The 25,614-nt window shown below is 41.3% G+C and carries 22 protein-coding genes; 6 read left to right on the top strand and 16 right to left on the bottom strand.

The genetic code is table 11. The features are described 5' to 3' along the window. Positions 1-39: 39 nt before the first annotated feature. The 4 genes from LGZ98_RS06050 to LGZ98_RS06065 all read right to left on the bottom strand — a co-directional run bounded on the left by LGZ98_RS06050 (position 40) and on the right by LGZ98_RS06065 (position 5,009). Entirely contained in the window at positions 40-1,083 is a 1,044-nt protein-coding gene (locus LGZ98_RS06050; protein ID WP_113043383.1) for an acyltransferase, read from the bottom strand. A gap of 10 nt (positions 1,084-1,093) precedes the next feature. Next, on the bottom strand, positions 1,094-1,750 hold the full coding sequence (locus LGZ98_RS06055; RefSeq protein WP_262977825.1) for an SGNH/GDSL hydrolase family protein: 657 nt from the start codon (positions 1,748-1,750) through the stop codon (positions 1,094-1,096). Between the two features lie 716 nt (positions 1,751-2,466). Continuing rightward, positions 2,467-3,441, bottom strand: coding sequence for an Rpn family recombination-promoting nuclease/putative transposase (locus LGZ98_RS06060; RefSeq protein WP_113043386.1), 975 nt, complete (start codon positions 3,439-3,441; stop codon positions 2,467-2,469). Positions 3,442-3,605: 164 nt separating this feature from the next. Beyond that, on the bottom strand, positions 3,606-5,009 hold the full coding sequence (locus tag LGZ98_RS06065) for an acyl-CoA dehydrogenase family protein (protein WP_262977826.1): 1,404 nt from the start codon (positions 5,007-5,009) through the stop codon (positions 3,606-3,608). Positions 5,010-5,661: 652 nt separating this feature from the next. On the opposite strand from LGZ98_RS06065, the gene LGZ98_RS06070 reads away from it, so the two are divergent. Next, a complete protein-coding gene (locus LGZ98_RS06070; RefSeq protein ID WP_113043388.1) occupies positions 5,662-5,976 on the top strand; it encodes a hypothetical protein in 315 nt (104 codons plus the stop codon). A gap of 153 nt (positions 5,977-6,129) precedes the next feature. Here the strand turns inward: LGZ98_RS06070 and LGZ98_RS06075 are convergent, their stop codons facing one another. From LGZ98_RS06075 to LGZ98_RS06090, 4 genes are all read right to left on the bottom strand, one after another. After that, positions 6,130-6,570, bottom strand: coding sequence for an OsmC family protein (locus tag LGZ98_RS06075; RefSeq protein WP_113043389.1), 441 nt, complete (start codon positions 6,568-6,570; stop codon positions 6,130-6,132). Positions 6,571-6,710: 140 nt separating this feature from the next. Further along, the gene (gene tyrP / locus LGZ98_RS06080; RefSeq protein WP_113043390.1) at positions 6,711-7,919 is read right to left on the bottom strand and encodes a tyrosine transporter TyrP; all 1,209 of its coding nucleotides are present in this window, start codon (positions 7,917-7,919) and stop codon (positions 6,711-6,713) included. A gap of 44 nt (positions 7,920-7,963) precedes the next feature. After that, positions 7,964-9,883, bottom strand: a complete 1,920-nt coding sequence (locus tag LGZ98_RS06085) for a pyridoxal phosphate-dependent decarboxylase family protein (RefSeq protein WP_113043391.1) — start codon at positions 9,881-9,883, stop codon at positions 7,964-7,966. 446 nt (positions 9,884-10,329) lie between these two features. Next, positions 10,330-11,346: an NAD(P)H-quinone oxidoreductase gene (locus LGZ98_RS06090; protein WP_228902514.1), complete on the bottom strand. Its 1,017-nt coding sequence runs from the start codon at positions 11,344-11,346 to the stop codon at positions 10,330-10,332. Positions 11,347-11,724: 378 nt separating this feature from the next. On the opposite strand from LGZ98_RS06090, the gene LGZ98_RS06095 reads away from it, so the two are divergent. Then, positions 11,725-12,408: a hypothetical protein gene (locus LGZ98_RS06095; RefSeq protein WP_262977827.1), complete on the top strand. Its 684-nt coding sequence runs from the start codon at positions 11,725-11,727 to the stop codon at positions 12,406-12,408. An 82-nt stretch (positions 12,409-12,490) separates the two neighbouring features. Here the strand turns inward: LGZ98_RS06095 and LGZ98_RS06100 are convergent, their stop codons facing one another. Genes LGZ98_RS06100 through LGZ98_RS06125 form a run of 6 tightly spaced genes read right to left on the bottom strand, consistent with a single transcriptional unit; the run spans position 12,491 to position 17,723 of the window. After that, positions 12,491-13,261, bottom strand: a complete 771-nt coding sequence (locus LGZ98_RS06100) for a glucose 1-dehydrogenase (RefSeq protein ID WP_113043394.1) — start codon at positions 13,259-13,261, stop codon at positions 12,491-12,493. A gap of 43 nt (positions 13,262-13,304) precedes the next feature. Next, entirely contained in the window at positions 13,305-14,846 is a 1,542-nt protein-coding gene (locus tag LGZ98_RS06105) for an NAD(P)/FAD-dependent oxidoreductase (protein ID WP_113043395.1), read from the bottom strand. Positions 14,847-14,903: 57 nt separating this feature from the next. Next, positions 14,904-15,272 carry a DUF805 domain-containing protein gene (locus tag LGZ98_RS06110; protein ID WP_113043396.1) on the bottom strand — a complete coding sequence of 123 codons (369 nt, stop codon included), beginning with the start codon at positions 15,270-15,272 and terminating at the stop codon, positions 14,904-14,906. A gap of 51 nt (positions 15,273-15,323) precedes the next feature. After that, complete coding sequence (locus tag LGZ98_RS06115) at positions 15,324-15,476, bottom strand: hypothetical protein (RefSeq protein WP_158536585.1); 153 nt, start codon at positions 15,474-15,476, stop codon at positions 15,324-15,326. A gap of 27 nt (positions 15,477-15,503) precedes the next feature. Next, positions 15,504-16,277, bottom strand: a complete 774-nt coding sequence (locus LGZ98_RS06120) for a nuclear transport factor 2 family protein (RefSeq protein ID WP_262977828.1) — start codon at positions 16,275-16,277, stop codon at positions 15,504-15,506. A 15-nt stretch (positions 16,278-16,292) separates the two neighbouring features. Beyond that, a complete protein-coding gene (locus LGZ98_RS06125) occupies positions 16,293-17,723 on the bottom strand; it encodes a gamma-aminobutyraldehyde dehydrogenase (RefSeq protein WP_262977829.1) in 1,431 nt (476 codons plus the stop codon). A 388-nt stretch (positions 17,724-18,111) separates the two neighbouring features. Here LGZ98_RS06125 and LGZ98_RS06130 point away from each other — a divergent pair, with 388 nt between their 5' ends. Together LGZ98_RS06130 and LGZ98_RS06135 are read left to right on the top strand one after the other, a co-directional pair. Continuing rightward, complete coding sequence (locus LGZ98_RS06130) at positions 18,112-18,888, top strand: MBL fold metallo-hydrolase (RefSeq protein ID WP_113043399.1); 777 nt, start codon at positions 18,112-18,114, stop codon at positions 18,886-18,888. Between the two features lie 27 nt (positions 18,889-18,915). After that, positions 18,916-19,896, top strand: coding sequence for a GlxA family transcriptional regulator (locus LGZ98_RS06135; protein WP_113043400.1), 981 nt, complete (start codon positions 18,916-18,918; stop codon positions 19,894-19,896). A 12-nt stretch (positions 19,897-19,908) separates the two neighbouring features. On the opposite strand, the gene LGZ98_RS06140 is transcribed toward LGZ98_RS06135, so the two are convergent. Both LGZ98_RS06140 and LGZ98_RS06145 read right to left on the bottom strand, forming a co-directional pair. Beyond that, complete coding sequence (locus LGZ98_RS06140) at positions 19,909-22,374, bottom strand: DMSO/selenate family reductase complex A subunit (RefSeq protein WP_390904650.1); 2,466 nt, start codon at positions 22,372-22,374, stop codon at positions 19,909-19,911. Further along, complete coding sequence (locus LGZ98_RS06145; RefSeq protein WP_262977831.1) at positions 22,352-22,504, bottom strand: hypothetical protein; 153 nt, start codon at positions 22,502-22,504, stop codon at positions 22,352-22,354. The genes LGZ98_RS06140 and LGZ98_RS06145 overlap by 23 nt, the downstream gene beginning before the upstream one ends. A 231-nt stretch (positions 22,505-22,735) precedes the next feature. On the opposite strand from LGZ98_RS06145, the gene LGZ98_RS06150 reads away from it, so the two are divergent. Both LGZ98_RS06150 and LGZ98_RS06155 read left to right on the top strand, forming a co-directional pair. Further along, complete coding sequence (locus tag LGZ98_RS06150) at positions 22,736-24,343, top strand: ABC transporter substrate-binding protein (protein WP_262977832.1); 1,608 nt, start codon at positions 22,736-22,738, stop codon at positions 24,341-24,343. A gap of 386 nt (positions 24,344-24,729) precedes the next feature. Further along, positions 24,730-25,521: a lytic polysaccharide monooxygenase gene (locus tag LGZ98_RS06155; protein ID WP_262977833.1), complete on the top strand. Its 792-nt coding sequence runs from the start codon at positions 24,730-24,732 to the stop codon at positions 25,519-25,521. The last annotated feature ends 93 nt before the right edge of the window (positions 25,522-25,614 follow it).

Here is a 25,614-nt window from a genome sequence, read left to right on the forward strand (position 1 = left end):
AATATAGCTAGGAGAAACCGGCTCTCCCTGACAATAATGTTAGATGGTTATAATTTTTGAGGTTATTTTTGATTTCCGTAACAAAACGCATAATATATATGACAGGATAAAAGCCAGCAAAGAATAGGCTATTATGTAAACATATACATTTATATAATTAAATTTTTTTAATAAGAAATTATGGATAAATTCGTTATGGATTTCAATAACAAAAATATTGTGAACAAGATATATTCCTAGTATATTCTTGCTAATGTCATCTATTAAGAATGGTATTTCTCTGACATTCAAATTAACCAAGAATAAAAACAGGCACACCGAAGAAGCTTGAAGGAATACATTATAAAACTTCCCATAAAAGAAAGTCATCCCCGTCTTGGATGAAATGATTGATAAAGATATCAATGATATAATAAAAAACACCAGAAGTATTATATGTTTACAGGAAAAAGCCTTTATTTTAGGTTTCGTTAGCCCTATATATCCACCTATCAAGAAACTAATCAAACCCTCAGATTGGAACGGAAACAAAATATTGAATGGGATTAGGGAAAAAGAGAATTTGTAATCTGTTAGTGCATTCAGCAATGTAAGATTAGAAATTATAAGCATTATAACGAGTATTTTCTTAATCCCCTTTGCATTTGTTTCATTAAATGTGTTACGCATTAGTGGTGTTAATATATAGAGAGAGACAATTGCAAATATAAACCATAAATGGGTAGCATCTGATGTGGTTATACTAACATTAACATAATTTAAAAAATCAATATCAGGCACTGTTGTAAATTTACTGATAAAATATGTGTCATACAGATAATAAAATATAAGCCAAAACAACAATACAGTTAATATCCCTTTTGATTTATTAATGATGTAATCCACCTGCTTTTCATGCTTGTTGTTTAGTAAGAAATAGCCACTGCACATAAAAAACAACGAGACCCCCAACTGACCGGCCTGCCTAAGAAAATACAAAACCACGTCATTATCATTGCGCAACAAGAAAAATAAAGTAACGTGAGAAATTACAACGAAAAATATAGAAACGATCTTTAATAAATCTATGGTTAATATTCTCATTTTTTGTCTCTTAAATAGATAAAATGAAGTTTGAAATTTTTGGGGCAAGCCTGGTCATACCTAGTTTTGATGGATGCAAACCATCGGACACTGTGCCCAAGCTATTGCTGGTCATAATATCGATATTTCCTTCATTGAATCCAGATTGTTTTAACAAATCCAGATATGGGAAGGAGTATTTTTCGCAAATTTCCCGACAAACGCTGCAATAGTCAGACAAGTAATACCCTTTGGCGTTTTTACTGTTCATGCCTCTTTGTACTGATATTGGCGTTGTTATAATAAACCCTATTCTCGTTGATGGGTATTTTTTTGTAATTCCAGTCATTAATAATTTCATGCCGCCAATAAATGTTAAAGGGGTTTTGTCTTTATAATCACCTATTTCCACTCCTCCATTGGAGCCAAAATCAAATCCAAAATCATTTACCCCTCCCCATATTGTAATAATATCTGGATTGCTTGCCATTTTTTCATATCTTAAGCACATGGCTGAATTGTCATTTTTATCTTTTTGGGCTATGCATGTTCCTCCTATTCCGTAGTTTTTCCATTCTTTTAGATCTAAATGTTTAGTCACTATTGGTTGATACCACCCTCTTTCAGTTATACTGTCACCGAGGGTAAACCAACACCCTCCCTTCAAATGCGATTGAATATAAGACATTTACTTTTATCCTTCTAAAAATAACATGTAGACCGACTGGTTTTTTATCAGTATCGAATGTCAGCTGGAACGGACGCAGGCATTTCGATAGCGTAGTGTCCGGACATTTGGCGAAACAGAAAAAAGCGTGTTTAACTTTGAAATAACCGCTTTGCAGGACACAGTAAATTTGGGAATACAAACCCGACCGGTTTGTAGTGGGCTCCAGTTCTCTTGCTGACAGCGACAGAAATTCCAACTGTAGGCATTCATCAAAATCAGGAAGCGCATACAGGGCGAATTGCTTCGCATCCGTTAAGGCAGAGAGTCTTTTACTTTTATTGGCAGTTTGGTCTATATGATGAGTCATCATCCTGATTCCATGCAAATCATGTCCGTATGAAGATCGCTGACCGGACAGTGAAAATGAATTTCGTCACTGCGGTTGGATCTCGAATGAAGTTGTCTCATATAAATAGTACGATATCAACCCCTTTTATGCCCCTTTAATCGTATACACTCATGACAGAAATATGGATTGGTGATCATAAACAAATTATTGATCAGGTACTAAAAAGTGCTGATAGTGATAATTAGTTTGCTAAAGAAGTGCCTGATAAATTAGCTGAGGAGAAAAATGGATCTGAAACATAATATTGAGTTACTGACCACCTGAGTTTAATAACAAAAATGCCGATCTTGAATATCGGCATTTTGCTATGAAACAGAAGATTAATTTAATGCTTTAATGCACCAATTTTATCCCGGCTCAGTCCGGTACTGGTGGCAATAATGTCCAAACTCACGCCATGCCGTAATAAAGCACGAGCCGTTTCCAGTTTACCTTCCTCTCGGCCTTCCTCTCGGCCTTGCTCAATACCTCGCTCAATACCTTGCTCAATACCTTGCTCAATACCTTGCTCAATACCTTGCTTGATACCTTGCTCGCGCCCTTTTTGTTCAAGCTGTTCTGCAATAGTCATCAACATCGTTTCATGCTCCGGAGATTGTTCAATCAGTTGATGGACAAAGTGTGAGAGATCCAGCGTATGTCCATTCAGTAAAATATAGCGTAACACCACATTGCGCTGCTCGGTTGTATTATACCCTGCATTCAACAGTTCCACCAATTGGAGGAGCCATTCCTGCATATCCCGGCAGCGGATGTGTTTTTGCACCAGCTCCATCAGGGCAACCCCTTTATGTGTCAGGATCTCTTCATCGCTGAGCACACTGACGTCCACCAACGGAAACGCCTGGCGGTATAAGCGAGCAGCCTGTTCAGGGAGCGTAAAACAATCCAGCCACCGGTTTGAGTAAGGATACGGCCGAACCTCACCATGATAAAACAGCAGAGGCGCCACCAAAGGGAGTTCAGTATGGCCTTTTTTCAGGTGAGCCGCCATGGCTAACATGGCATAATACATCAGCCGCCAGGCCATCAATGGGTCAGGGGTGGATTGATGTTCAATCAGGCAATAGATATAACCTTGCCCCCGGGCCGTTTCAACCGAATACAGCACATCACTGTGCAGTTGACGTAAATGCTCATCCACAAAACTGCCCGGCTCCAGTTTCAATGTGGCTAAATCACACAACAACTGGATTTCTTCGGGCAGATAAAGGGATAAGAATTCCCTGGCCGTTTCGGGCTGCGTTAAAAAATGCTTGAATAACGCGTCATGGTGAGGCCGTTTTTCTTTCTTTGCCACAATCTGTTTCTCTATCTTATCAGTTAGTCATCGCCATTCATTGCCAAAGTTATAATATCCGCAATCAATGTACAACATATTTTATACCCGTTATCTTTTAAGTTGCCTCTTTGTTGGCTGCACTCGCTCACCCCGCATTTCTGCTTGTTTTCCCATGCCTATGGTTAATTGTTTTTTAACTGATGGTGATTATCTGCATACCAGGAAATATAATCATTACTTGATATTGGTGTCTCGATTCCAATTTTATCCACGCCAAAACTGGAAATATAATTATTTATTCTATCTGCATGCTGACGTATATACTCAATGCGTCTCTCGTCTATTTTTTTAGATTCTTGTAAATTGATCACTTCACTTCTCAGGAGATTGCTCATGCTACGATGAATCCAGTCGAGAAGATAACCTTCGATGATCATACCAAGATCATCATTATTATTATCATGATATGTATCAATAGTTGTCGTCACCACGGATAAAACGGCATATGTTTGGCTTAGTTCTAGAAAATCCCTACTATGTTTATTAAGCATATCTAAATTTATTTTTTTATTGTTACTCACTATTAATCCATTTAGTTTTTTATATAAAAAGTTCATATAATTATTTAAAATGGGAAATAGGTTATGTTGGAAAAATGTTTTGTCTATTTCTTTCATCTTATTGAGAATGATCATCCCTCCGGCTTTTAGTGATAATACAAGGTTATCACCTTCCGAAGTAATCGTACCAAAATTAGATATTAAATAAGGGGATATCTTGTTAACAGAAAATAATCCTTGTGCGCCGCAACGCTCACGACAATTAATTAATATTTCTTGTGTACGCCATGTGCACAGGGACTTGCTAGTAATGATTTCAATAAGTAGTTCATCTGAAAACTTAAAGTTTTTAACTGATTCTGATAATATAGCTGAAACTTTTCTTGTTAATTCTTTTAAGTATAATGCAATTTTAACTCCAGGAGTTAATTTTCCATTTGCAGATAGAGGAAGAATAAATGGGAAAATACCATATTTCTTTCCTGATACATTTAACTGAGCTAAAATTACAGCCACTTTAGGTAATTCACAAGGCATGGTATTAGGCATAAATTTATATGCATTTGGGCCAGGTGAATTCAACATGAATACGCCTTTTTCCGGCAGATAATTAGCCTGTGTTTCGATTGCGATTAGATCATTCCCGTGAGCTAGCTCAGTCGCCAGATATACTCCAATGGCACGACCTGAACAAAGTTTTTGGTAAAGATCTTCCACATATGGAGTTTGCACTCCTAAGTTAGTGATAGTTCCGATGGCTAAATTAAAATGAATTGATAGCATAGAAACTACAGCGCAATCATGTGGAGCTACAAGTTCATGAAGCGCAACTAATTCATTAAATGATTTCGTATGAATATTATTATTTTGAATATATTTAAGAAGTTCTATGAATTTTTTTACTGATGACGGGTAATTGCCACAATTGCTTTTAAGTATTGCTAAAAGGTTATCAGATACTCCTGTATCTCCTATGGCTAAACAAGATTTTAATTTTGACTCTGAATTGAACGATGATTTATTCATAATATCGATGAAACCCTTTAATAGAATAACAATATGTATATTAACTATCTAATAGTGTAATGGGATGCTCCTGAAACATATACTTTTAATTTAAAAAAGTTATTAACCGAAGTGACTGTCAAAAACTTCATTTATTAAAGTCGATGCCATATAAACTAACAATAATGATTGCATGTTATGGTTTCATATCTACATTATTGCAAGAATTATATTTTATTCGGCAAAGGAGAATAAACCAATAAAAACAAAATATTATATTGAGTGTCTCGGCATGGAGATATTGGTGATTGAGATTATATAATAAATTTTCAGATCGAAAAAATCGGACGGTGTTCTCTTCAAGTAATCCATAAATGCGACTTCGAAAAATTATTTGCTCATAAATGGTAATGATTAATTACATATAGTTCACGATTGTAGAGGGTTTTTTATTAATTCAAGCAATCCCGTTTATATCATTATTGTTATCTTATTCTTTATAAAAAGATATTTCTCATAAGAAATATAGCATTAATTTTAATGAGGAAATATCCAGATATTATTTATCAGACAGAACACCTTTTATAGTGACACAAAACCAATGCAAATATTGTTTTCATAATTTACACTCCAAACACACTAAAGTTTCTTTATTATTAATCAGGAGTTATTTATGAAAAAATTGATATCTATGTTATTTATTCTCGTTGGTATGATTAGCGCCCCTGCATTCTCTGCGGAAACGAATAGTGGCATTGTCAGAGTCGCAGAAATTAAAGCTGATTGGAACAATCCTGCACATTATTTTTATACATTCAACGGAAGCTTAGCTGGTAACTGTGGAAAACCAGGTTATATTTGGTCAGGATCAAGCGCTGAAAACATTAACAAGCTATTAAGCCAGGCTTATGCACAGGGTTTAAATATTAAAGTTGGTATAGAAAATGTAAGTTGTAATATAACTACAGTTTACGTCACTAAACAATAGTAATTATTTCTTATGCTGTTATCAATGGGATAAAGAGATAGATAAACATTGATTTACCTAACTTTATGACGAATCCCTCTACTGGAAAGTAGAGGGATTTTTAAATTAACTTAAATAACTTTTACTTTGTTGAATTATTTCAACACATGCCGATTATTCACAATATATTTCAGTGACAAAACTTGGTGCATTTTCGATAGTATCATGAACCGGGCAGGTTCTATTAATAAAGTCGACAAAGGCATGAATTTCTTCTTCACTATTATCAGCTTTAATATGAAATTTTGTCACTATTTTGGAGAAACCTAATTTCGCTTGTTTATTTCTACCAGTGAAACCATCAGTATCAAGCTCACCTTCCAGATCAACGTGAATATCAATTAAGTTAATTTTGTGCAGTTTAGCAAAAGCCTTTGCTACGATACATTTACAGGCCCCAAGAGAACAGAGTAAAGCTTCAACTGGATTCATCCCCTGATCAGTACCACCTAAATGACGAGGTTCATCTAAATAAAAGGAGAAATCTCTTGATGTACATTCAACTTTCAATCCAGCTACAGATTTTACTGTGGCAGTAAATAATTCTTTCGCCATGATTTAACTCCTTATAATCAATATTAGTTTTTTACAGGGTTAACAGAGAGAGTTATCATAACTTTTAATTTTTCTTTATTCTGTTTTTAAAATGCTTATCTGTAACATGACCGGGACCTGAGTTTTTTTGCTGTGAATGTTTACCCTACTTCCGGCAACATTCCACTCACTATGCCAATCTGGATTGCTATTACTGCAATACCGCAGGTAAATACCAGCAAGAGTACAGGTTTACCGCCAGGTACCCGATATCGACGTTCATTTTGTTGACGGGATTTATAGGCCAGGAGACTAGGCAATACTAACGCCAAAATTGATAGCGCGATCGCGGCATATCCCAACGCCATCACAAATCCTTTTGGGTAAAATAGCGCGAAAATCAACGGCGGAACGAAAGTTAACAAACCAGTTTGCATACGCCCGGCTACGCTATTTTTGCGTTTAAACAGATCACCCAGAAAATCAAACAAGCCAAGTGTGACACCGAGGAATGAGGTTGCGAGCGCCAGGTTGGCAAACATTTGTACTGCAAGCTCAGTTTTCGGTGAAGCAACAACTTCGCGAATGCTGTGTAATAAGCCATTCAACCCTGCGTTTTCAGCTAAGATATCGACGAATGTGCTGGAATTAATACTTCCGAGTGTCGCCAATTGCCAGAGAATATAAGCAAATAGCGGAATTGCGCTGCCGATGATAAACACCCAGCGGAGTCGACGAATATCGCCATCCATATATTTCACAATACTGGGAACACTACCGTGAAAACCAAACGATGTGAATATCACAGGAATTGAAGATAGTATTAATCCTTGTTCTAATGGCATGGTCAGTAAGTTAATATGCTGAACATATGGCATCATCATCCCCAACATCAATACTAAGAAAATAATTTTTGCACTGAAAATAACCCGATTAACCATATCTACTGAACTGGTGCCAATACAAACAATTCCTCCGCCAATCACTGTAAACAGGATAACACCTATTGAGGCAGGAAGAGATAGATTCAGCCATTTGTTGAGGCTGACTGTCAGTAATTCCCCGGCGCCACTAATATAGGCTGATGTTAATGCATACATTAGAAACATCATGCTGAGACCGGCTAACATTTTGCCACTGTTGCCAAGATAACGTTGAGCAAGTGTCCCTAATCCCGTATCAGGGGATTCATATTGGTAAGTTTCAACCAGCAATAACGCGGTGTAACTCATCAAAACCCACAAGCCAACCAACATGATCAAACTTACGCCAAATCCTACACCGGCGGTTGCTAATGGCATGGCCAACATACCAGCGCCGATGGTTGTTCCTGCTATGATAAAAGTACTGCCAAAAGTACGGTTCTTCACGTTTTTTCCCTTCGAATTAACAGCAAATATTTAATAATAGAAAATCAGGCTACTTTCTTTTTTTCTTCTTCATCAACAATTTGAGTCAGTTTTTGAATAAAAATTTTCTGGAGCCTTTCCCAATACTCGTCAAAATCGTCAGCATTATGTAAACAGTGAGTCATCACAGCAGCACGTAAGACATATAAACTGTGGACTTTCTGCCATTCTTCTTGGGCAAAACCGCAACGTTCAACATAATGCCAGGGAGTATCACCATACTCTTCATAATTAAGAGAGGTGGAAGAAGTCAAAAAATCATTGGTGTAAGTGCGTCCAGAGGCATATGAACAAAGTTCGTACATCCGTTTATTAAGACGGTTATGATGCATTAAGTCATCATTTCCTTGCTCTTTAAAAGTAAAATTGACCATATGGAAATCAGGATTCGGCATGGCATGAATTTCAAACCGGCGTTTATCAACAACCAAAGGTTCTGTGGTTAAAAGTTTTTTAACCATCCAATTGGCCGTCACAATACCGGCAGCAATGACTTTTCCGTAGCCACTGATATTAAGTGGAACCAATCGATGCGCAGCCCAAATTGCGGCGGCGATAGCTCCGGCTTTAGATCCCTCCATAATAGATGCACCGAGCACGACACGCCGGTTAACGGCTTGATCCTGTTGAGTATCAACATCTTCAAAAACATAAGCTGCACGGTAGGAAATTAGGTCAATAATACGCCTATCTTTCATACATATTGCACCGGCTGCATATTGAATAAATCCAACTTTGTGAGGATCTACGGTGATTGAATCAGCCTGACACATGGCCCGGAAACTTTGATAAATTTCAGGTTTAGGCCAAATAATATCTTCCGGAATGATTGCCAATTCACGATAACGGCGGATAAGTTCATCATATTCCATAAACTCTCCCCGCTCGTTAAGGAACATTGCGCTGGCATAACCTGCATAAGCAGCATCAATATGCACATAAAATGAGACGCCATAACGCTCTTCACACTCTTTACGCAACGCAATAACTTCATCAACTCGATCAATGGCACCCACTTCCGTAGTTCCAACTACGGTTACCATAGCGAGAATAGGTTCTCCCTGCTCTATCAGACTGAACGTAATTTCACGCATTTTTTCAACATCGGTACGATAATTTGCATCGACCGGCAATGGCACAATATGCTGTTGACCAATCCCTAGAACATCCATTGCTTTCATCCATGAATAATGTTTCGACTGTGGCACCAAGACTTTGCCAAACATTCCCTGTTTTATCCCAACACCACGGCAAGAAAGTTCACGAACTTCTTCGAAAATGCCCCGCTTTTTTAATTCATCCGTTAAATCCAGAATGTCTGATGGCGATATATTCAACAGTTGTTGTTCTGATTTATTTGCAACCAAATCCCTGGATTGCGGGTGCTGTGCAATGGCAAGAGGAATGGTTTTTAAATTACGCGCAACCCATAGCCCTTCATAATTGGCGACAGTTCCTCCCGATGTGATATGTCCCCAAGCTCGGCGAGGGTCATAACCAAACATCTGACATAAATCTAGCCCTGCTTCAATTTCTAGCTCCGTTGTTGTCGGTGATGACTCGTGGGCACAATTGTTCGGGTTGTACATCATAGCCATAACATAAGCGAGATTGGAAACCATCAAGGTATCGGCATTCATATGCCCCATATAACGAGGAGAAAACCAGGGAACAGAGGTGTTTTTCAGTTTGGCAGATAGCTGGTTCAGAATACCCTCTGTCCGATAAAGGGTTTCTCTATAATCAGGTGCGTAACGATCAACTGAGGTTACTAAGGCGGGATCTTCTGGGTGAAAATCAGAACGCCAGTGCATGTGCTCACTTACGGCATATTCCATCATTTCTCTAAAAAAAACTGCATTTTCTGATTTAGGGCCTAAAAACAACGCATCAATGTTTAAGTGCGAAGTAAACTGTTTGGTCATAATCACATACCCTTTTCCAACTAACAAAAACGGCTGTCAGCAACAGAGAGATTCTGAAATTCTTTATTTGTTAATGAAATCACTATCATCCTCTGATAGGCAGACAGAAAATTGTATGCCACCTAACTTATCAATAGTTGGTCATACCTCATTATTCTAGATATTCAGAAAAATCCATCAGGTGTAATAGATTAATCATTAACATATCTATAAACGATCATTTGTTAATAGATATAGACTATATTTGTTAAAATATTAACAATGACGTTAAATATAAATTCTAATTTTGTGCGCAAGGACAAAGAACGAATAAAAACCAATCAAAAAATAGAGATTTATTGGTCATTAACCTTATTAAATATAAGTGTTTATTCTAACATGAAGAGGTTGATAGATAGAATGCAGGGCTACAAGTTAAAATAGCCCTGATTTAAGCAGAAGTACTATTAAGATGATACATTTACCAGCATAACCTTGCCGATAACATCACCGGCTTCCATCATTCGATGCGCATCAGCAGCATCTTTCAGATCAAATACTTTACAAATTAGTGGACTGACTTTTCCTGATTTCAATAATGGCCAGACCTGTTTTTCCAATTCCCTGGCTATCTCCGCTTTTTCCTCTACACTGCGAGAACGTAATGTAGAACCTGTGTGAGTCAGACGTTTTCGCATTAAGGGCATCAGATTAAGATTTTCAGGGTCTCCTTTCATCATACCAATCTGAATAATTCTCCCGAATTTAGCAGCAACCTTATAGTTTTTATTGACATAATCACCACCGATTAAATCAACAACCATATCAACCCCATGATTAGCTGTGATTTTCAATACTCGATCAACAAAATCTTCTTTATGGTAATTAATAACAAAGTCAGCACCTAAACTGTGTGCAACTTTAGCTTTCTCATCAGAGCCGACGGTAGTAATAACTTTGGCGCCAAAGGCTTTTGCTAACATAATTGTGACACTGCCTATCCCAGAAGTACCACCATGAATCAGCAAATTTTCTCCTTGTTTCAGTTTGCCAGTCTGAAAAACATTAGCCCAGACGGTAAAAAAGTTTTCTGGCAATGCGGCTGCCTGAACAAAATCCAAGCTATAGATGGGTAAGGCAATGGAGTCATGTACCAGACAATACTCGGCATAACCGCCTCCGGCAACAAGGGCACAAACTTTATCACCAAGGTTCCAGCGTTCACAACCTTCACCTTTGGCAACCACCTCTCCTGCAATCTCCAAACCCGGTAATGGTGATGCATCAGGGGGTGGTGGATAAGAACCCATTCTCTGAAATATATCAGGCCGATTAACACCTGCCGCAGCTACTTTTACCAACAAGTAGCCTTTTCCTGGCCGCGGCAGCGGAACCTGAACCAGATGCAATTTCTCCGGGCCTCCGGGCTTGATAATGCTGATCGCTAACATATATTGGGGCAATGAATTAATTTGGCTATGCATATATACCTCTTATTTCTTTTGACGATCCTTTTTATTGGGTTATGTTTAATATGATAAGTGAGATTTAAACCGGTTTTTCCATTTTGCCAGATAACTTGGCATTTTAAGGATCAGTTGTAACCTTGCCCAAGTCAACTATAATTTACCTGCGAGTTGTTTTCAGTCTGGAATTGATTAAATTATTATGCTTTTTCCCATAGAGTATGTTTTCGTATAGAAATATCAAAGTGGTAAAAGGAAAACCGTACTGAGTTAGAAGAATTGAACCACATCACCAACTAATATGACGGTTTAAAAAGAGATTGGTGAAAAAGCTTTCCTATCTTACAATTTCCTATAAGCTAATTTTCAAAATTGTAAAATACCATTGAGGTGCTAATGGAAACATCAGCAAAACAACCCAATGACCGGACAGCAAAACTGAAAAGCGGATTTGATCAGTCTGAACTGGTCAAAGCACGCATCATCAATCTTGCTGATCATTTTATTAATGTCCTTAAAAATAAAGATTCAGAAAGTATTTCCCAGTTATTAACCCTCTCTGATGATGAATTTTGGACAGAAGTCAAAGCACGAGCTAACTACATTGAAATAGTGGCAAATATCACACCGGAAAAGAAGGAACACGAAGAATTTATCGAAACTAGAAACGCTTTTCTTGCCTATCTTGGGGAATATGGTGGTGTTTATAAGTCCAGTAAGGTTGCTGATATATTAGGAGTGACCCGCCCGACAGTAAATAAGTATGGTGAAAATCATAAACTCATTGTATTAAATTGGGGAATAGAGAATTTATATCCTGTATTTCAGTTTTCAGTAAATAAAAAAACTAGCAATAAAGGATATTTAAAAGGTGTCCCAGAAATACTGGCTAATTTAGGTCCAGTCAGTGGTGTAAAAAAGTGCGGCTTTTTCTTGCGTAAAATCAAGACATTTAATCTTGGTATCGATCTGGCTGAATCCACGATGGTACTGGATATCCTCAGAAATGGCGCCTCCAATGATGAAATTGCTCAATTGATAAAATTGGCGAAAATGTTCGGTTCTGTTGATTCTATATAAAAAATTCCAGCATATAATTAAAAAACAGCCATTTTACCCTACCCTCCTTTGGAATATATCAACTGCTCAAAAATGCGTGTTCTCACAGTACTACCGTTTGTCCGCCATCGACTAGCAGTGATACGCCGGTTATAAACGATGCGAGATCCGATCCTAACCATACGACCGCATTTCCTACCTCTTCCGGCTCTCCCAATCTTCGGAGAGGCATCCTTTCCCGTAACCCATCAAACATTTTCGCCACTTCCGGCGAGGAAAGAGGAAGTGCTGTATTGATCAGACCTGGGCAGACTGCATTAACACGAATACCTGACGGCCCGAAGGCATCGGCCAGTGCAGCCACCATCATATTCACGCCAGCTTTGCTAGTGGAATAGGCGGTTGTAAGTTGTCCTGTTCTAATGGACCCCATACTTGACGTTGCCACAATACTTCCGCGTTTACCTAGTTTTATCATCTGTTCAGCAGCAGCCTGTGCGCCAAATAGAACGCCATCCAAGTTGACCGTAAGCAGCTTGTGAAAATCATCTGCACTAATCTGTGGGCCATCGGTAGCTAATGCAATTCCTGCATTGCAAGCCATCAAATCAACACCGCCGAACGGTGTAGCGACATCGACCAATGCGTCCATATTGCTCCGTGAGGTAACATCACATCGGTGGAATATGGCTTTTGTACCAAGCGAATTAAGACGCTGGAGCACTGGTGTTCCGCCCTCTCTAGGTTGATCAGTGATATCGCCAATAATTACGGTTGCTGCGCCATGACGCGCCGCAGCTAAAGCAATGCCTGCTCCGATGCCACTTGCGCCGCCAGTGACAATAACAACCTTACCTTCTAGCATACGGTCCATTTGATGTTCCTCATTTGGCTCCCGAAACCCTACGCCCCGTTGCTCAGAACGAAACTATGTCTGCCGGATTAAGCGTGCTTATCACTCCCAGAATACCTTTAGCCAACGGAATGGCTACCGGAGAGAGATAGGAACCCAGCGGGATACTCGTGTGGTTAATGGAGGTAAGCATGGTAAAGTCGTCGTTGCGTCCGGTAAGATCGTCGCTGATAGCTTTGCCAATGCGCACCGTCTGCGCCACTCCATGACCACTCCAGCCATGTACCATATACACGGGTACTCTGTCGCCGCTCTTACGGGCATCGGTGGCACCGTTTAGGGTCAGATCGCTAATCCCGCCCCAAGAATATTCTAGTTCGGCTTTTTCCAACTGCGGGAACACGGTTCTGATACGCTCAAGCAGATAGTTGTTCACATCACGCGGTGACCAAGAATTGCCAGTACCCTGCCCACCGAACAGCAGGCGGTTGTTGCGCACTGCACGATAGTAGTCAACCTGTAACTGTGTATCGTAGACCGGCAGATTCGACGGGATCAGATCTTTGACATCCACTGGCAACGGCGGCGTTACCGCCACGTAGGAGAAAAAAGGCACTGTGGTGGAAGGGCCGGAGATAAACTCACCCGTGGAGACATGCACACCCAACACCACAGCTTTACTTGCCCTGATAACCCCCCGCTCAGTTTCTACGACTGTACCACCAGCATCCTGCCTGATGCCCTTCACTTTCGTGCTGTCATAGATTCGCCCACCCAGTCTGGCGAAACCATAAACCAGGCCACGCAACAGTGCCAGAGGATGAACCTGCCCACCGATACTGTCGATATTTGCTCCATGGTAGATGTTCGAGCGCACATACCTTTCCTGCAATTCGTGCGGTCCGATAACCTTCATCGCCGTGTCTCCCAGTTGACGCCGGGCATCGGCATTAGCCACCAGCGGCCCCATGTGACCTGCGCGCACCGCAACAGTGATATGACCATATTTGCGGTCACATTCGAAACTATAACGCTCACGGAGTTCATCCACGAGATTCATCGCTTCAACAGAGGCAAAACGCCATAAGCGTTTAGCCTCATCGAATGAAAGTTTTTCCAGTATGGTTTTAGCTTCCCAGCGTGCGAGCCCAGGGGTTATCTGTCCCCCGTTGCGGCCAGAAGCGCCTGAACCAATGTTATCCTTTTCAACCAGAATCACGTCCACTCCCGCTTCAGCAAGATGTAATGCCGTGGAAGCACCCAGCAACCCACCGCCGATAACCACAACTTCGCAATTCTGGTCTTCAGGCAGGCTTCCAAAAGTTGGCCAATCAGCCAAAGAAGCTTCATAATAATTGGCTGGCATGGCGCCAGCAGCAGCGTCTTTATGCCAGCTCCAGATGCGCGGATCCAGCCCCAACCGGCTGGCTCTATGCTGTGCATCCTCCAATAGTGTAGGCCGGAGCTTATCAACATTGACGGCCGGAGCATCGGCTGCGGTTAAGGTCTGGGCGAGCAGGGATAAGTTGGGAAGTACGGATGAAAGCACTCCTGCCCCCGCGAGCGTCGCGACGGTAGAAATAAAGTCTCTTCTATTCATTGTCATTTCAACACTCCTGTCATGATCTTGAAATCACCTGCTGGCTTGGTCTGGAGAGTTTCCCTATGAGTGAGTCCGGCTATCTGAGCTGTATTTATTGCTGCCAGAGTTCCCTTTCAGACCGGCTAGAATCAGCAGAATAACAGTGCCGATAAACGGTATGAAATGCAACAGTAACCACCAAGCGCTACAGTTGATGTCGTGCAGGCGGCGGGCATTCACTGCTAGCGCGGGCAAAAACGTGAGCAGCAGATAGACAGCGCTGAACCAGCCCATATAAATTTCAGGATTGGCAACGGCAAAGTAGCTTTCAAGGAAAGAGATAATAAATACAGCCAATATCTGGAACAAAAAGAAATACCAGAATTCCTTACGCCTGGCTCGCCCTTTGAAACATGCATAGTTCTTTAATACATTTAAATACCAGTGCATTGTTATCCCCTCTTGTGAGTATCATGGTCAGCGGGAACACGGTAAACGTCGCTAACCAGCGGGCCGAACAGCAATCTGAAATAAGCGAGCTTCAACAGACAAACACCCGATGTGAATAGCTCCCAGAGCTGGTAGAAGTAACCGATCCAGCGTCGAAACCAGCATATCTTCCTGTGTATGGGCATCCGGTTGCGGCGCGACCACAAGCTTCGCGCCGGGTATCGATCAACGCTAAAAAATACCGTGGCGATGCAGCGCTTTCGCATCCTCCGGTACCGGGGTGATAGCATCCCAAAGTTCAGCCACTTTGCCGTTTTCAATGCGCCATAGCTCGAAGTAGCTGTGACGCGCTCCGACGATACTTCCCTCCGAATGGGTCAGAACAAACTGCCCATCGGCTACCGTACGGTGAATTTTAGTGTAATGCAGCCCCTGCCCTTCATTCCTGAGTTGCTTAAGAAACGAGATGAGTGCCGCCGTACCATCGGGAATATCGGGGCTGTGCTGGCGAAACAATTCACCATTAGTATAGTTTCCAAACTCTTCGTAGTGACCCTCGATCAGGGTACGTGTAAAAAAGTTGACCACCAGCTCGCGATTCTTCTCTCGGTCATGGTCATCGCCTGCTTCAGTCGGGCCGTCTAACTGAGTCCGGCCACTGACGTTGGGTGCAGCCTGCGGCACCAAGCCGTCCCAGTGCTCTACGATTAAGCCGCTGGCAACCCGGTACAGATCGAAACCAACCAACGGCCAGTCGTCTAATCCCGTAAAACGACCGTGGATGGCGACCAGATCACCATCTTGCAATACACGATACGTTTCGTGGTGCAGTTCAGGATGTGTCCAAACCAGCTCACGTAATCCGGCAAGACCATCTTTGACCAACGGGGAATGTTCGATGAAATGTGGCGCAAAATAACGCTCAAGTGCCCCTACATCACGGTTAGTAAACAGCTCGTGGTGCGCACGCGACACCAAGTCGCGTGGAGATCTATTCTGAATCATTACGGATGTCCTGTGTCAGTCGTTGGAACTCATCACGTGTTTGATACGCGTATATTCGTCGAAGCCATAAGCCGACAGATCTTTACCATATCCGGAATTCTTGAAGCCGCCGTGCGGCGCTTCTGCCGTAAGAGGAATATGGGTGTTAATCCAGACGGTACCGAAATCGAGTTCACGTGACAGGCGCAATGCTCGGCCATGGTCGCGGGTCCAGACACTGGAGGCTAGTCCGTATTTCACGTCGTTAGCTTTCTCTATGGCATCCTGTTCATCGTGGAACTTCTGCACCGTGATAACCGGGCCGAAAATCTCGGTCTGGATTGCTTCGTCGTGCTGTTCCAGACCGGTAATTACCGTAGGTTCAAAGTAATAACCCGAACGTTCGGCCTGACGGCCTCCGGTTTCGATACAGGCATGCGCGGGTAAACGTGCAATGAACCCTTTGACCTGTTCCAGCTGACGAACATTATTGAGCGGCCCATACAGCGCCTCTTCATCTTCCGGATAGCCAAAGCGGATAGCTTTAGCTGCCGTCACCAGTTTGGCGACGAAGGTATCGTAAACAGATTCATGCACCAGCACACGCGAGGCTGCCGTACAATCCTGACCCGCATTGAAATACCCCGCGGTAGCAATGGTCTGCACCGCTTTGTCCATATCTGCATCGGCGAAAACAACCACTGGCGCTTTGCCACCTAGCTCCAAATGTGCTCTGGTGAGATTAGCCGCCGCCGAAGAGGCAACCTGCAAACCTGCGCGCACGGAACCCGTGATGGAAACCATGGCTGGCGTTTTGTGTGAAACGACCAGAGCACCCGCGCTGGCATTACCCAACACCACGTTGAATGCACCTGTAGGGAAGAACGGAGCGGCCAGTTCAGCCAGCAACAGAGTACTTTCCGGCGTAGTATCGCTCGGTTTGAGTACCACGGTATTACCCGCTGCCAGCGCAGGCGCTATCTTCCATACTGCCATCATCAGCGGGTAATTCCACGGTGTAACTTGCCCCACCACACCCAGGGGTTCGCGCCGGATGCTGGTCGTCATATCAGGAAGATATTCAGCAGTCGCTTTACCTTCCAGAAAACGGGCGGCGCCAGCGAAGAAACGGATATGATCCACTGACGTCGCAACTTCCTCAGAGGCAATCAGATGCTTGAGCTGCCCTGTATTGCGGCTTTGCGCTTCGATCAGACGTTCAGAGTTTTTTTCCACCGCATCGGCTAATGCCAGCAACGCCTGCTGACGTGCTGACGGTGTGCTGCGCCCCCAGATCTTGAATGCCTCTTTAGCCGATGCATAAGCTTCATCAACATCCGCTACAGTCGCGTTAGGAGAACGCGCATAGATTTCACCTGTGATCGGGCTTACTAGGTCAAAATATTCGGAACCTTTAGATTCAACATACCGACTATTAATGAAATGCCTGAGCGTTGGTATCGCCATGGTTACCTCCTGATGGATTAGATAACATAAAATATAACCTATAACTTAATATGTTCAATTGTTATGTGGATGTTAATTTTTCAACTAAAAAACAAAAATAAAGAGTAATTAGATATATAGATGTAACTTTCGACACTCCTGTTCAGGAAAATATGCCGATCTGTGAGCATGATCGAGAATTTTTTTGACTGAAAGAAAAGATTCGCGGCTATTCGGGGTCCTGGGTAAGTTGAAATGAAAAAACAGCTCGAAAATGATTGATTGGCCCGATATCAATGCAATTTGACCTTAATCTGACGGTTTTGCTGGCCTGTTTCAACTATAGTGACCTTATCAGGTCAGGTGGACTGCCTCTTCCTGCTATTAACAGAACACTGGAGCTATTTAGATGAAAATTACTCAGGTACGTAATGCTACACAACTTATTACTTTTGCGGGTAAAAAATTCCTTATCGACCCAATGCTGGCTAAAAAAGATGCGTATCCAGGTTTTGCAGGTACAGCCTGCTCAGAGCTTCGTATCCCAATAGTGGAACTGCCCTTAGATATGGATACGTTACTGGATGTGGACGCTATTATTGTCACCCATACGCATCTCGACCACTGGGATGCAGCAGCAGTGGCCTTAATCCCCAAAGATAAGCTGATTTATGTTCAGAATGAAAATGACGAAAATATTCTTCGTTCTCAGGGGTTCACGAACCTCGCTGTTTTGTCTGACAGCAGTAAGTTGGGTGACATTTCTCTTATTAAAACCATTTGTCAGCATGGAACTGATGAGGCTTACGCTAACCCTCAGATGGCGGCACTCCTTGGAGATGTCTGTGGTGTGGTCTTTCAGCATCCGGACGAAAAGACGCTGTATCTCATAGGCGACTCCATCTGGATTGGCACTGTGGCGGATAATATGCGCAAATTTAATCCTGCCGTTGTTATCATGAACACTGGCTGGGCGCACGTTCTCGGATTCGGCCCTATTATATTCGGTAAAGAAGATATCCTGAAAGTACATCGAATATTGCCTGAAGCACACATTGTGGCAACACATATGGAAGCGGTTAACCACTGTTTGCTGACCCGACAGGAACTGCTGGCGTACGCCCATGATAATCAGGTTCAGAAATTTATTTCAGCTCCTGAAGATGGTGAATCAGTCACTTTTTAATTTGCCCATCAGCCTGGGAAGCAAAATATGTCCTCTATCACAGTTGCCATTCTGATCACCGAGAGGTTTAGCACATTTCATGTTTCCATCCCACTGATTCTGTTCGGCAATATACTGGAGGGGGACCCTCTGTTTACACGCAAGATTTGTGCTGAAAAACCGGGAGTTATCTGGTCATCAGAAGGAACTGCCGTGAAGGCGGAATACGGTCTTGATGCTCTGACGCAGGCTGATATTGTTATTGTTCCGTTCTGGAAGAATATCCATGAACGTCCTCCAGAACCATTGTTACAAGCACTGCTTCAGGCCTGGAATAATGGAGCACAGCTCATTGGGCTTTGCCTTGGAACTGCTGTGCTGGCTTATGCCGGACTATTGGAAGGACGAAAGGCAGCTACACACTGGGAGGCAGAAAAAGACTTTCAGATACTTTTTCCATCAGTCAATCTGGATACTAATGTTCTTTATATTGAGGATGAAAGAATAATAACCTCAGCCGGTACAGCCGCTGCGCTTGACTGTTGTCTGTATGTTATCCGTCAGCGTCTTGGCTACCACACGGCTAATAAGATTGCCCGACGGATGATTGTTCCTCCTCACCGTGATGGAGGGCAGGCGCAGTACAGGGAACAACGACTCCCCCGAAGAACGTCTGATAATCGAATAAATATGCTGCTTGATTACCTGTCGCAAAATCTGGATAAGCCGCATGATATCGACACATTAAGTCGTTTTGCTTCTATGAGTCGACGAACGCTGACGCGAAACTTTCATGCAGCCACGGGCATGACTATCGTAAACTGGATCACTGGTGAACGCTTAAAACGCAGTCTGGAATTACTTGAAAGTACAGAAAGCTCCATTGAACAGATAGCTTGTTTGTCTGGCTTTCAGTCCGCGACGACTTTCCGCCAAATATTCAGGCAGAGACTGGGAGTCAGTCCCGGCGAATGGCGTAAAACATTTCGCGGAGCGCCAGGTGCTCAACATTTGATACAAAAAACATGAATATACATTCACTCATGCTTTATTGACCTCAACCAATAATGTTTGATGAGAGTTTCCGTGTGCAAGCGGGGTTTTACGAGATGATGTCAGCACATTGACACAACCTCCCCAATCAACACCATTTTTATCCGGTTGCCACCATGCGCCGGTCGGCATTGCCACCACGCCGGGGATAATACGTTGAGTTACCTCCGCCGGGATCATAGAAACACCGCGATCATTAAATACCCGAACTAAATCCCCTTGTTTAATTTTGCGTTTTTGCGCATCCAATGGATTAATCCATAACTTCTGGGTTTGTACTTCCTTTAACCAAGGATTTGAATATTGGGTTGAATTAGAGCGGTTTTTCCCTTTCCAGGTAATTAATTGCAACGGATATTTTTCAGTTAATTTATCCTCCGGCCCTTCGAATGCAGGTACATAATGTGACAATGCAGGGATCTCAGGATGTTGCATGTCGTATAGACGCTTAGAAAATATCTCTATTTTTCCTGAGGGTGTTGGAAATGGATGATTTTCTAGGTCACGAATATTTTTTTCAAAAGCGACATAAGGCGGTATTTTGAAAAGATGTTTGTTTGTCCGTTGTAATTCCTCAAAAGTAGGTAAATTTTCTTTTGGCATAGCTTGACGATTAGATTCCATAATATGAGCTATCCACGCTTTTTCGTCACGACCTTGGCTGAATTCCTGTTCAACTCCCAGTTTTGCGGCCACTTCACGTATCCATTCATAATCAGAACGCCGTTCGAATTCAGGTTCAATCAATTTTGATGACAAAATGAAATAGCTGCCGGTGCCCCAAGGATAGGCGATATTCCAGCGTTCCATAAAACTGGTTTCCGGCAATAAAATATCTGCGTATCGGGCGCTTGGTGTTAGATAAAGATCACTGGAGACAATAAATTCAATTTTAGATTCATCTGCTAATATTTTTACTGCCTGATTAACATCCGGGTTTTGATTTGCAAGGTAATTACCGGCCAGTGAGAATAGCATACGGATATTGGTATTCAGCTTATCTGCACCAACTAAACCATCTGCCGGAGTAACTTTACTGGCATCATCGGCTGCTTGGACCCAGTTCATTACAGAGATTTTTTCTTTTACCGGGTTTTTACCAAGATCAAGTCCGTAGAGATATTTATTACCCGCAACACTACCGAAACCGGCAGCCCATCCCCCTTTTTTACCCACATTACCGGTTATTGTGGCTAAAATTGTTGAACCACGTGCAACACGTTCACCACAGATATGACGTTGTGGCCCCCATCCCTGAATCAGAGCCGCGGGTTTCGTGCTGGCATATTCGCGGGCAAATTGACGAATGATATTTGCCGGCACTTTAGTGATTTTTTCAGCCCATGCCGGTGTTTTTGCAATGCCATCTTTAGCGCCTGTCAGATAAGCAACCAAAGATTCATTGGCAGGAACGCCATCCGGCATATTGTTTTCATCAAAACCAATCGTATAGCGATCAATAAACCCTTTATCGTGCAAATTTTCACTGACAATCACATACATCATTGCATCCATTAATGCGTTATCAGTTGTTGGCAGCAAAGGAATCCATTGGTCAGCCAACGAGGAAGCAGAATCAGAATAACGGGGATCGACAACAATAAATTTGGTGCCGTTTTTTTTCATCTTCTGGAAATAGTGATTGGTGTGACCAAAAATAGTTTCAGCCGGATTATGGCCCCAAAGGATCACCAACGGGGTATCTTCTAAGGTATCCAGTGTGCTACCCGAAGTTGCCACACCGTAGGTATAGGGCGTAGCTGCCGCGGTATTGCCCATACTCACGGAATGGTAATATTGTAAATGTCCGCCGGTAATATTGAGTAAACGACGTAACATTTTATCGCCTGATGATACACCGCCAATTATCGCGGTATTAACGCTAACATAGCGGCAAGCTGGGCCATATTTCTCAGTCATGCTTTTTAGCTTATCCGCAATAATGGTTGTCGCCTCATCCCAGGAGATTCGTTCAAATTTTCCTTCTCCCCGCTTACCAACGCGTTTCATCGGATATTTTAAACGATCAGGATGATAAACAAATTTGCGATAGCCCTTACCGCGGACGCAAGCTTGCATGATCGGCATTGCTTCATCAAGTTCATGATCAGGTCTGGTGGTTATGCGGGTGATAACGCCTTCTCGGACATGAGCTCGGATATCGCATCTTCCTCCACAATCAAATGTACTACAGGTGGGTATGACTTTCGTTTCACTTGTATCAATAACATTAATCGGTAGTGAGCTGTGGTCTGTTTTCTCGCCGGCGGTTGTTTGGCGGGTAGTAACAAAGGGAATAGATATAAGCGCCGCACTCGCTTGAATAAAACGACGACGGCTGGCCCTCAGGTCATTATTCTGTTCATCGGCTTTATCACTTATTTTTTTATGTTTCATATTAGCTTCCACATTGCATCTCATCCGTTGAATGTTATTTAGATTTATACCCGTCATCTTTCAAGTTACCTCTTTGTTGGCTACACTCACTCACCCCGGTCACATCGTTATCTATGCTCCCGGGGATTCGCTCCCTTGCCGTCGCGATCCATATTGAAATCCATTGGGTATATTGCTTAAATTTCATGATATTGATGAAGTAGCGCTAAGTATTTTATGCTAATACTTAATTATAGTTATACCTCTTACATTCAAAATAGGGTATTCAATAGAATCACGTAATTTTAACTTAATATCTTAAATAGTCATAAACATTCTGAGGTTTGGTTTGCAAAATTATATAAAAACCTTAATTATCAAAAAATTGACTTCCCTGAAATAGATACTCCCAAAATGAGATCCTCTTGGAGAACAAACGATGAATAAAACATTAAGGAATATATCCTTATTCACAGGTATTATATTTGGCAATCTGGCATTATCTCATGCCGCAATTATTCCAGCAGGTACATTATTGTCAGTTAATCAAGATATCGTTCGCAATAATGGTTCAGAACCTGTGTCTCTTGATGTTCATAAAGTTGAAAACGATGTTGAATTTAATATTATTCATGATTTTTTTAGTGGATTAATCAGAGCGGGCAGTGATGGAAAAATCAACCCTGATTTAGCGGTCAGTTGGGAAGCCAAAGATAATAAAGTGTGGTTATTTCATCTAAGAAAAGGAATAAAGTGGTCTGATGGCTCCCCTATTACTGCCCATGATGTGGTTTTTAGCTGGCGACGTTTAGTTGATCCCAAAATTGCCTCTCCGTATGGCAGTTATCTTGGAAACATGCATGTAGTCAATGCCAAAGATATTGTTACAGGCAAGAAAAAAACCGATGAATTAGGTGTAAAAGCACTGGATAATTTAACTTTGGAAGTGACGTTAGAACAACCCGTATCCTATTTTTTACAGATGTTGGCCTACCCTGTTATGGTACCTATAAGCCAAAAAGCGGTTGAAAAGTATGGCGAAAAATGGACTCATTCCGATGTATTTGTCAGTAGTGGGCCATTTAAGTTATCCGAATGGGTTGTTAATGAGAAAGTTGTGGGCATCAGGAATTCACAATATTGGGATAGTGCTCATACTGTTATTAATAAAGTTACTTACCTTCCAATAGCATCAGAAACGGCAGATATCAATCGTTATTTAGCCGGAGAAATTGATATCACCAAGAATATCCCGTCGATTTTATTTAAATCCTTAAAGGCAAAATTAGGTAATCAAGTTCGTATCACACCAGCATTAGGTGTTTATTATTATGATTTTAATAATAAAAAAGCACCTTTTAATGATTTCAGAGTCAGACAGGCATTAAATTTGGCTTTAGATAAAGAAATTATAGCGAATAAAGTTTTGGGGCAAGGCCAAGAACCTGCTTATAATCATACCCCACCAAATACTGGAGGAATGAATTTAGGGCAACCTGATTATGCATCATGGACACAACAAGCAAGAATTGAGAAAGCTAGAAAATTATTAAATGAAGCGGGTTATAATAAAGATAATCCATTGAAATTTAAACTTCTTTATAATACATCAGAAGAGCATAAACGGATTGCTATTGCGGCGACTTCAATGTGGAAAAAAAGTCTGGATGTAGATATTATTTTGCAGAACCAAGAACGAAAAGCTATGTTGGATGTTATTCATCAAGGTAATTTTGAGATGGTGAGATATGCACGGATCGCTGATTACGATAATCCTGCCTCGTTTTTAAATAATTTTGTTACTGATAGTTCTAATAATACATTCTTATATAGCAATCATACTTATGATGATTTGATAAATAAAGCTAAAGCAACGAATGATCGAAAATATTTTCAGCAAGCAGAAGATATTTTGGCAAAAGATGTACCAGCAATTCCTGTTTATTACTATATCGGCGTCAGATTAGTTAAGCCTTATATTGGTGGGTATTATATGAGCCCATTGGGTTTTGTGTCGACAAAAGATCTTTATGTTATTAAACATTAGTAGAATATTATTGTAGTATTTAAGTAGATATTACGGTTTTGGACAGGTTGGTTGTTTTAAACCGTAATATGAGATGATTTAATATTTTCATCAATTGTTTTCATTACTTTATATCGATAATTTTTTATTTAAAAAATCTGAATAGGAATATTATTATGTAAATATATCGCCATAACTATAAATAAGTATTTTTAAGATAGCGGGTGTTCCCTAAGACACATCAACTGCCTATTATATGAACCATATCGAATAAATTAGGAAAATCATATCGTTTTATATTACAAAAAACAGTGACAGGCATATTTTAAACAAAACTTCAATAACTTAATATAATTAGATTATTAATTAATTTATGAAATGGATAATCATATTATATTTATCTAGAATTGATAGCTAAGTCCTGGGGCTTTATTTGTCGTAGGTATACCCAATGGATTTCAAGATGTATCGCGACGGCAAGGGAGCGAATCCCCGGGAGCATAGATAACGATGAGACCGGGGTGAGTGAGTGCAGCCAACAAAGAGGCAACTTGAAAGATAACGGGTATAAATTATCCTGTAAAATGGAGGACACTATTATGTATAAACATAAAGTGAAAGTGATGACTTTAGCCGCTACGATAATTACAGCTTTATTTAATAGCGCATGGGCTCATGGTTATATTGATAGTCCAGGAAGTCGTGCATTCCTTTGTTCTGCACAGGGAAATGAACAAAATACGGATTGTGGGTTAGTTAAGTATGAGCCTCAATCTCTTGAAGCTAAGAAAGGCTTTCCGCAAACTGGTCCGGAAGATGGCCATATTGCTAGCGCTGGCATTGGTCATTTTGGCTCATTGGATGTTCAAACCGAAGATCGTTGGAAAAAAATTCCTATTACTGCCGGTGATATTGAGTTTCAGTGGGAAATTATGATTCAACACAAAACCTCAAGTTGGGAATATTTTATTACTAAACCTAATTGGGACCCCAATAAACCTTTAACCAGAGAGCAATTTAATAATACACCTTTCTGCTTTGAGGATTATCAGGAAAAAATGCCGGGCAGCAGAGTTATTAATAAATGTACCTTACCAGAGGGTTATCAAGGCTATCATGTTATACTGGGTGTTTGGACAATCTCAGATACCCTAAATGCATTTTACCAAGTAATTGACACAACAATTAGCCCTGCTTGATTATAAAATAACTATTATCGGGAACAGCATGATGCTGTTCCTGTTTATCGAACTTCTTGTTCCATCTATTGAACTCAATTAATATAGGTTTGC

Source organism: Photorhabdus kayaii (genome assembly GCF_025384895.1).
GTDB lineage: Bacteria > Pseudomonadota > Gammaproteobacteria > Enterobacterales > Enterobacteriaceae > Photorhabdus > Photorhabdus kayaii.

Coding starts and splice junctions, on each gene's coding strand:
- LGZ98_RS06050 (WP_113043383.1), bottom strand. CDS start 1,083: ATGAGAATATTAACCATAGATTTATTAAAGATCGTTTCTATATTTTTC.
- LGZ98_RS06055 (WP_262977825.1), bottom strand. CDS start 1,750: ATGTCTTATATTCAATCGCATTTGAAGGGAGGGTGTTGGTTTACCCTC.
- LGZ98_RS06065 (WP_262977826.1), bottom strand. CDS start 5,009: ATGAATAAATCATCGTTCAATTCAGAGTCAAAATTAAAATCTTGTTTA.
- LGZ98_RS06070 (WP_113043388.1), top strand. CDS start 5,662: ATGAAAAAATTGATATCTATGTTATTTATTCTCGTTGGTATGATTAGC.
- LGZ98_RS06075 (WP_113043389.1), bottom strand. CDS start 6,570: ATGGCGAAAGAATTATTTACTGCCACAGTAAAATCTGTAGCTGGATTG.
- LGZ98_RS06085 (WP_113043391.1), bottom strand. CDS start 9,883: ATGACCAAACAGTTTACTTCGCACTTAAACATTGATGCGTTGTTTTTA.
- LGZ98_RS06090 (WP_228902514.1), bottom strand. CDS start 11,346: ATGCATAGCCAAATTAATTCATTGCCCCAATATATGTTAGCGATCAGC.
- LGZ98_RS06095 (WP_262977827.1), top strand. CDS start 11,725: ATGGAAACATCAGCAAAACAACCCAATGACCGGACAGCAAAACTGAAA.
- LGZ98_RS06100 (WP_113043394.1), bottom strand. CDS start 13,261: ATGGACCGTATGCTAGAAGGTAAGGTTGTTATTGTCACTGGCGGCGCA.
- LGZ98_RS06105 (WP_113043395.1), bottom strand. CDS start 14,846: ATGACAATGAATAGAAGAGACTTTATTTCTACCGTCGCGACGCTCGCG.
- LGZ98_RS06110 (WP_113043396.1), bottom strand. CDS start 15,272: ATGCACTGGTATTTAAATGTATTAAAGAACTATGCATGTTTCAAAGGG.
- LGZ98_RS06120 (WP_262977828.1), bottom strand. CDS start 16,277: ATGATTCAGAATAGATCTCCACGCGACTTGGTGTCGCGTGCGCACCAC.
- LGZ98_RS06125 (WP_262977829.1), bottom strand. CDS start 17,723: ATGGCGATACCAACGCTCAGGCATTTCATTAATAGTCGGTATGTTGAA.
- LGZ98_RS06130 (WP_113043399.1), top strand. CDS start 18,112: ATGAAAATTACTCAGGTACGTAATGCTACACAACTTATTACTTTTGCG.
- LGZ98_RS06135 (WP_113043400.1), top strand. CDS start 18,916: ATGTCCTCTATCACAGTTGCCATTCTGATCACCGAGAGGTTTAGCACA.
- LGZ98_RS06140 (WP_390904650.1), bottom strand. CDS start 22,374: ATGACGGGTATAAATCTAAATAACATTCAACGGATGAGATGCAATGTG.
- LGZ98_RS06145 (WP_262977831.1), bottom strand. CDS start 22,504: ATGAAATTTAAGCAATATACCCAATGGATTTCAATATGGATCGCGACG.
- LGZ98_RS06150 (WP_262977832.1), top strand. CDS start 22,736: ATGAATAAAACATTAAGGAATATATCCTTATTCACAGGTATTATATTT.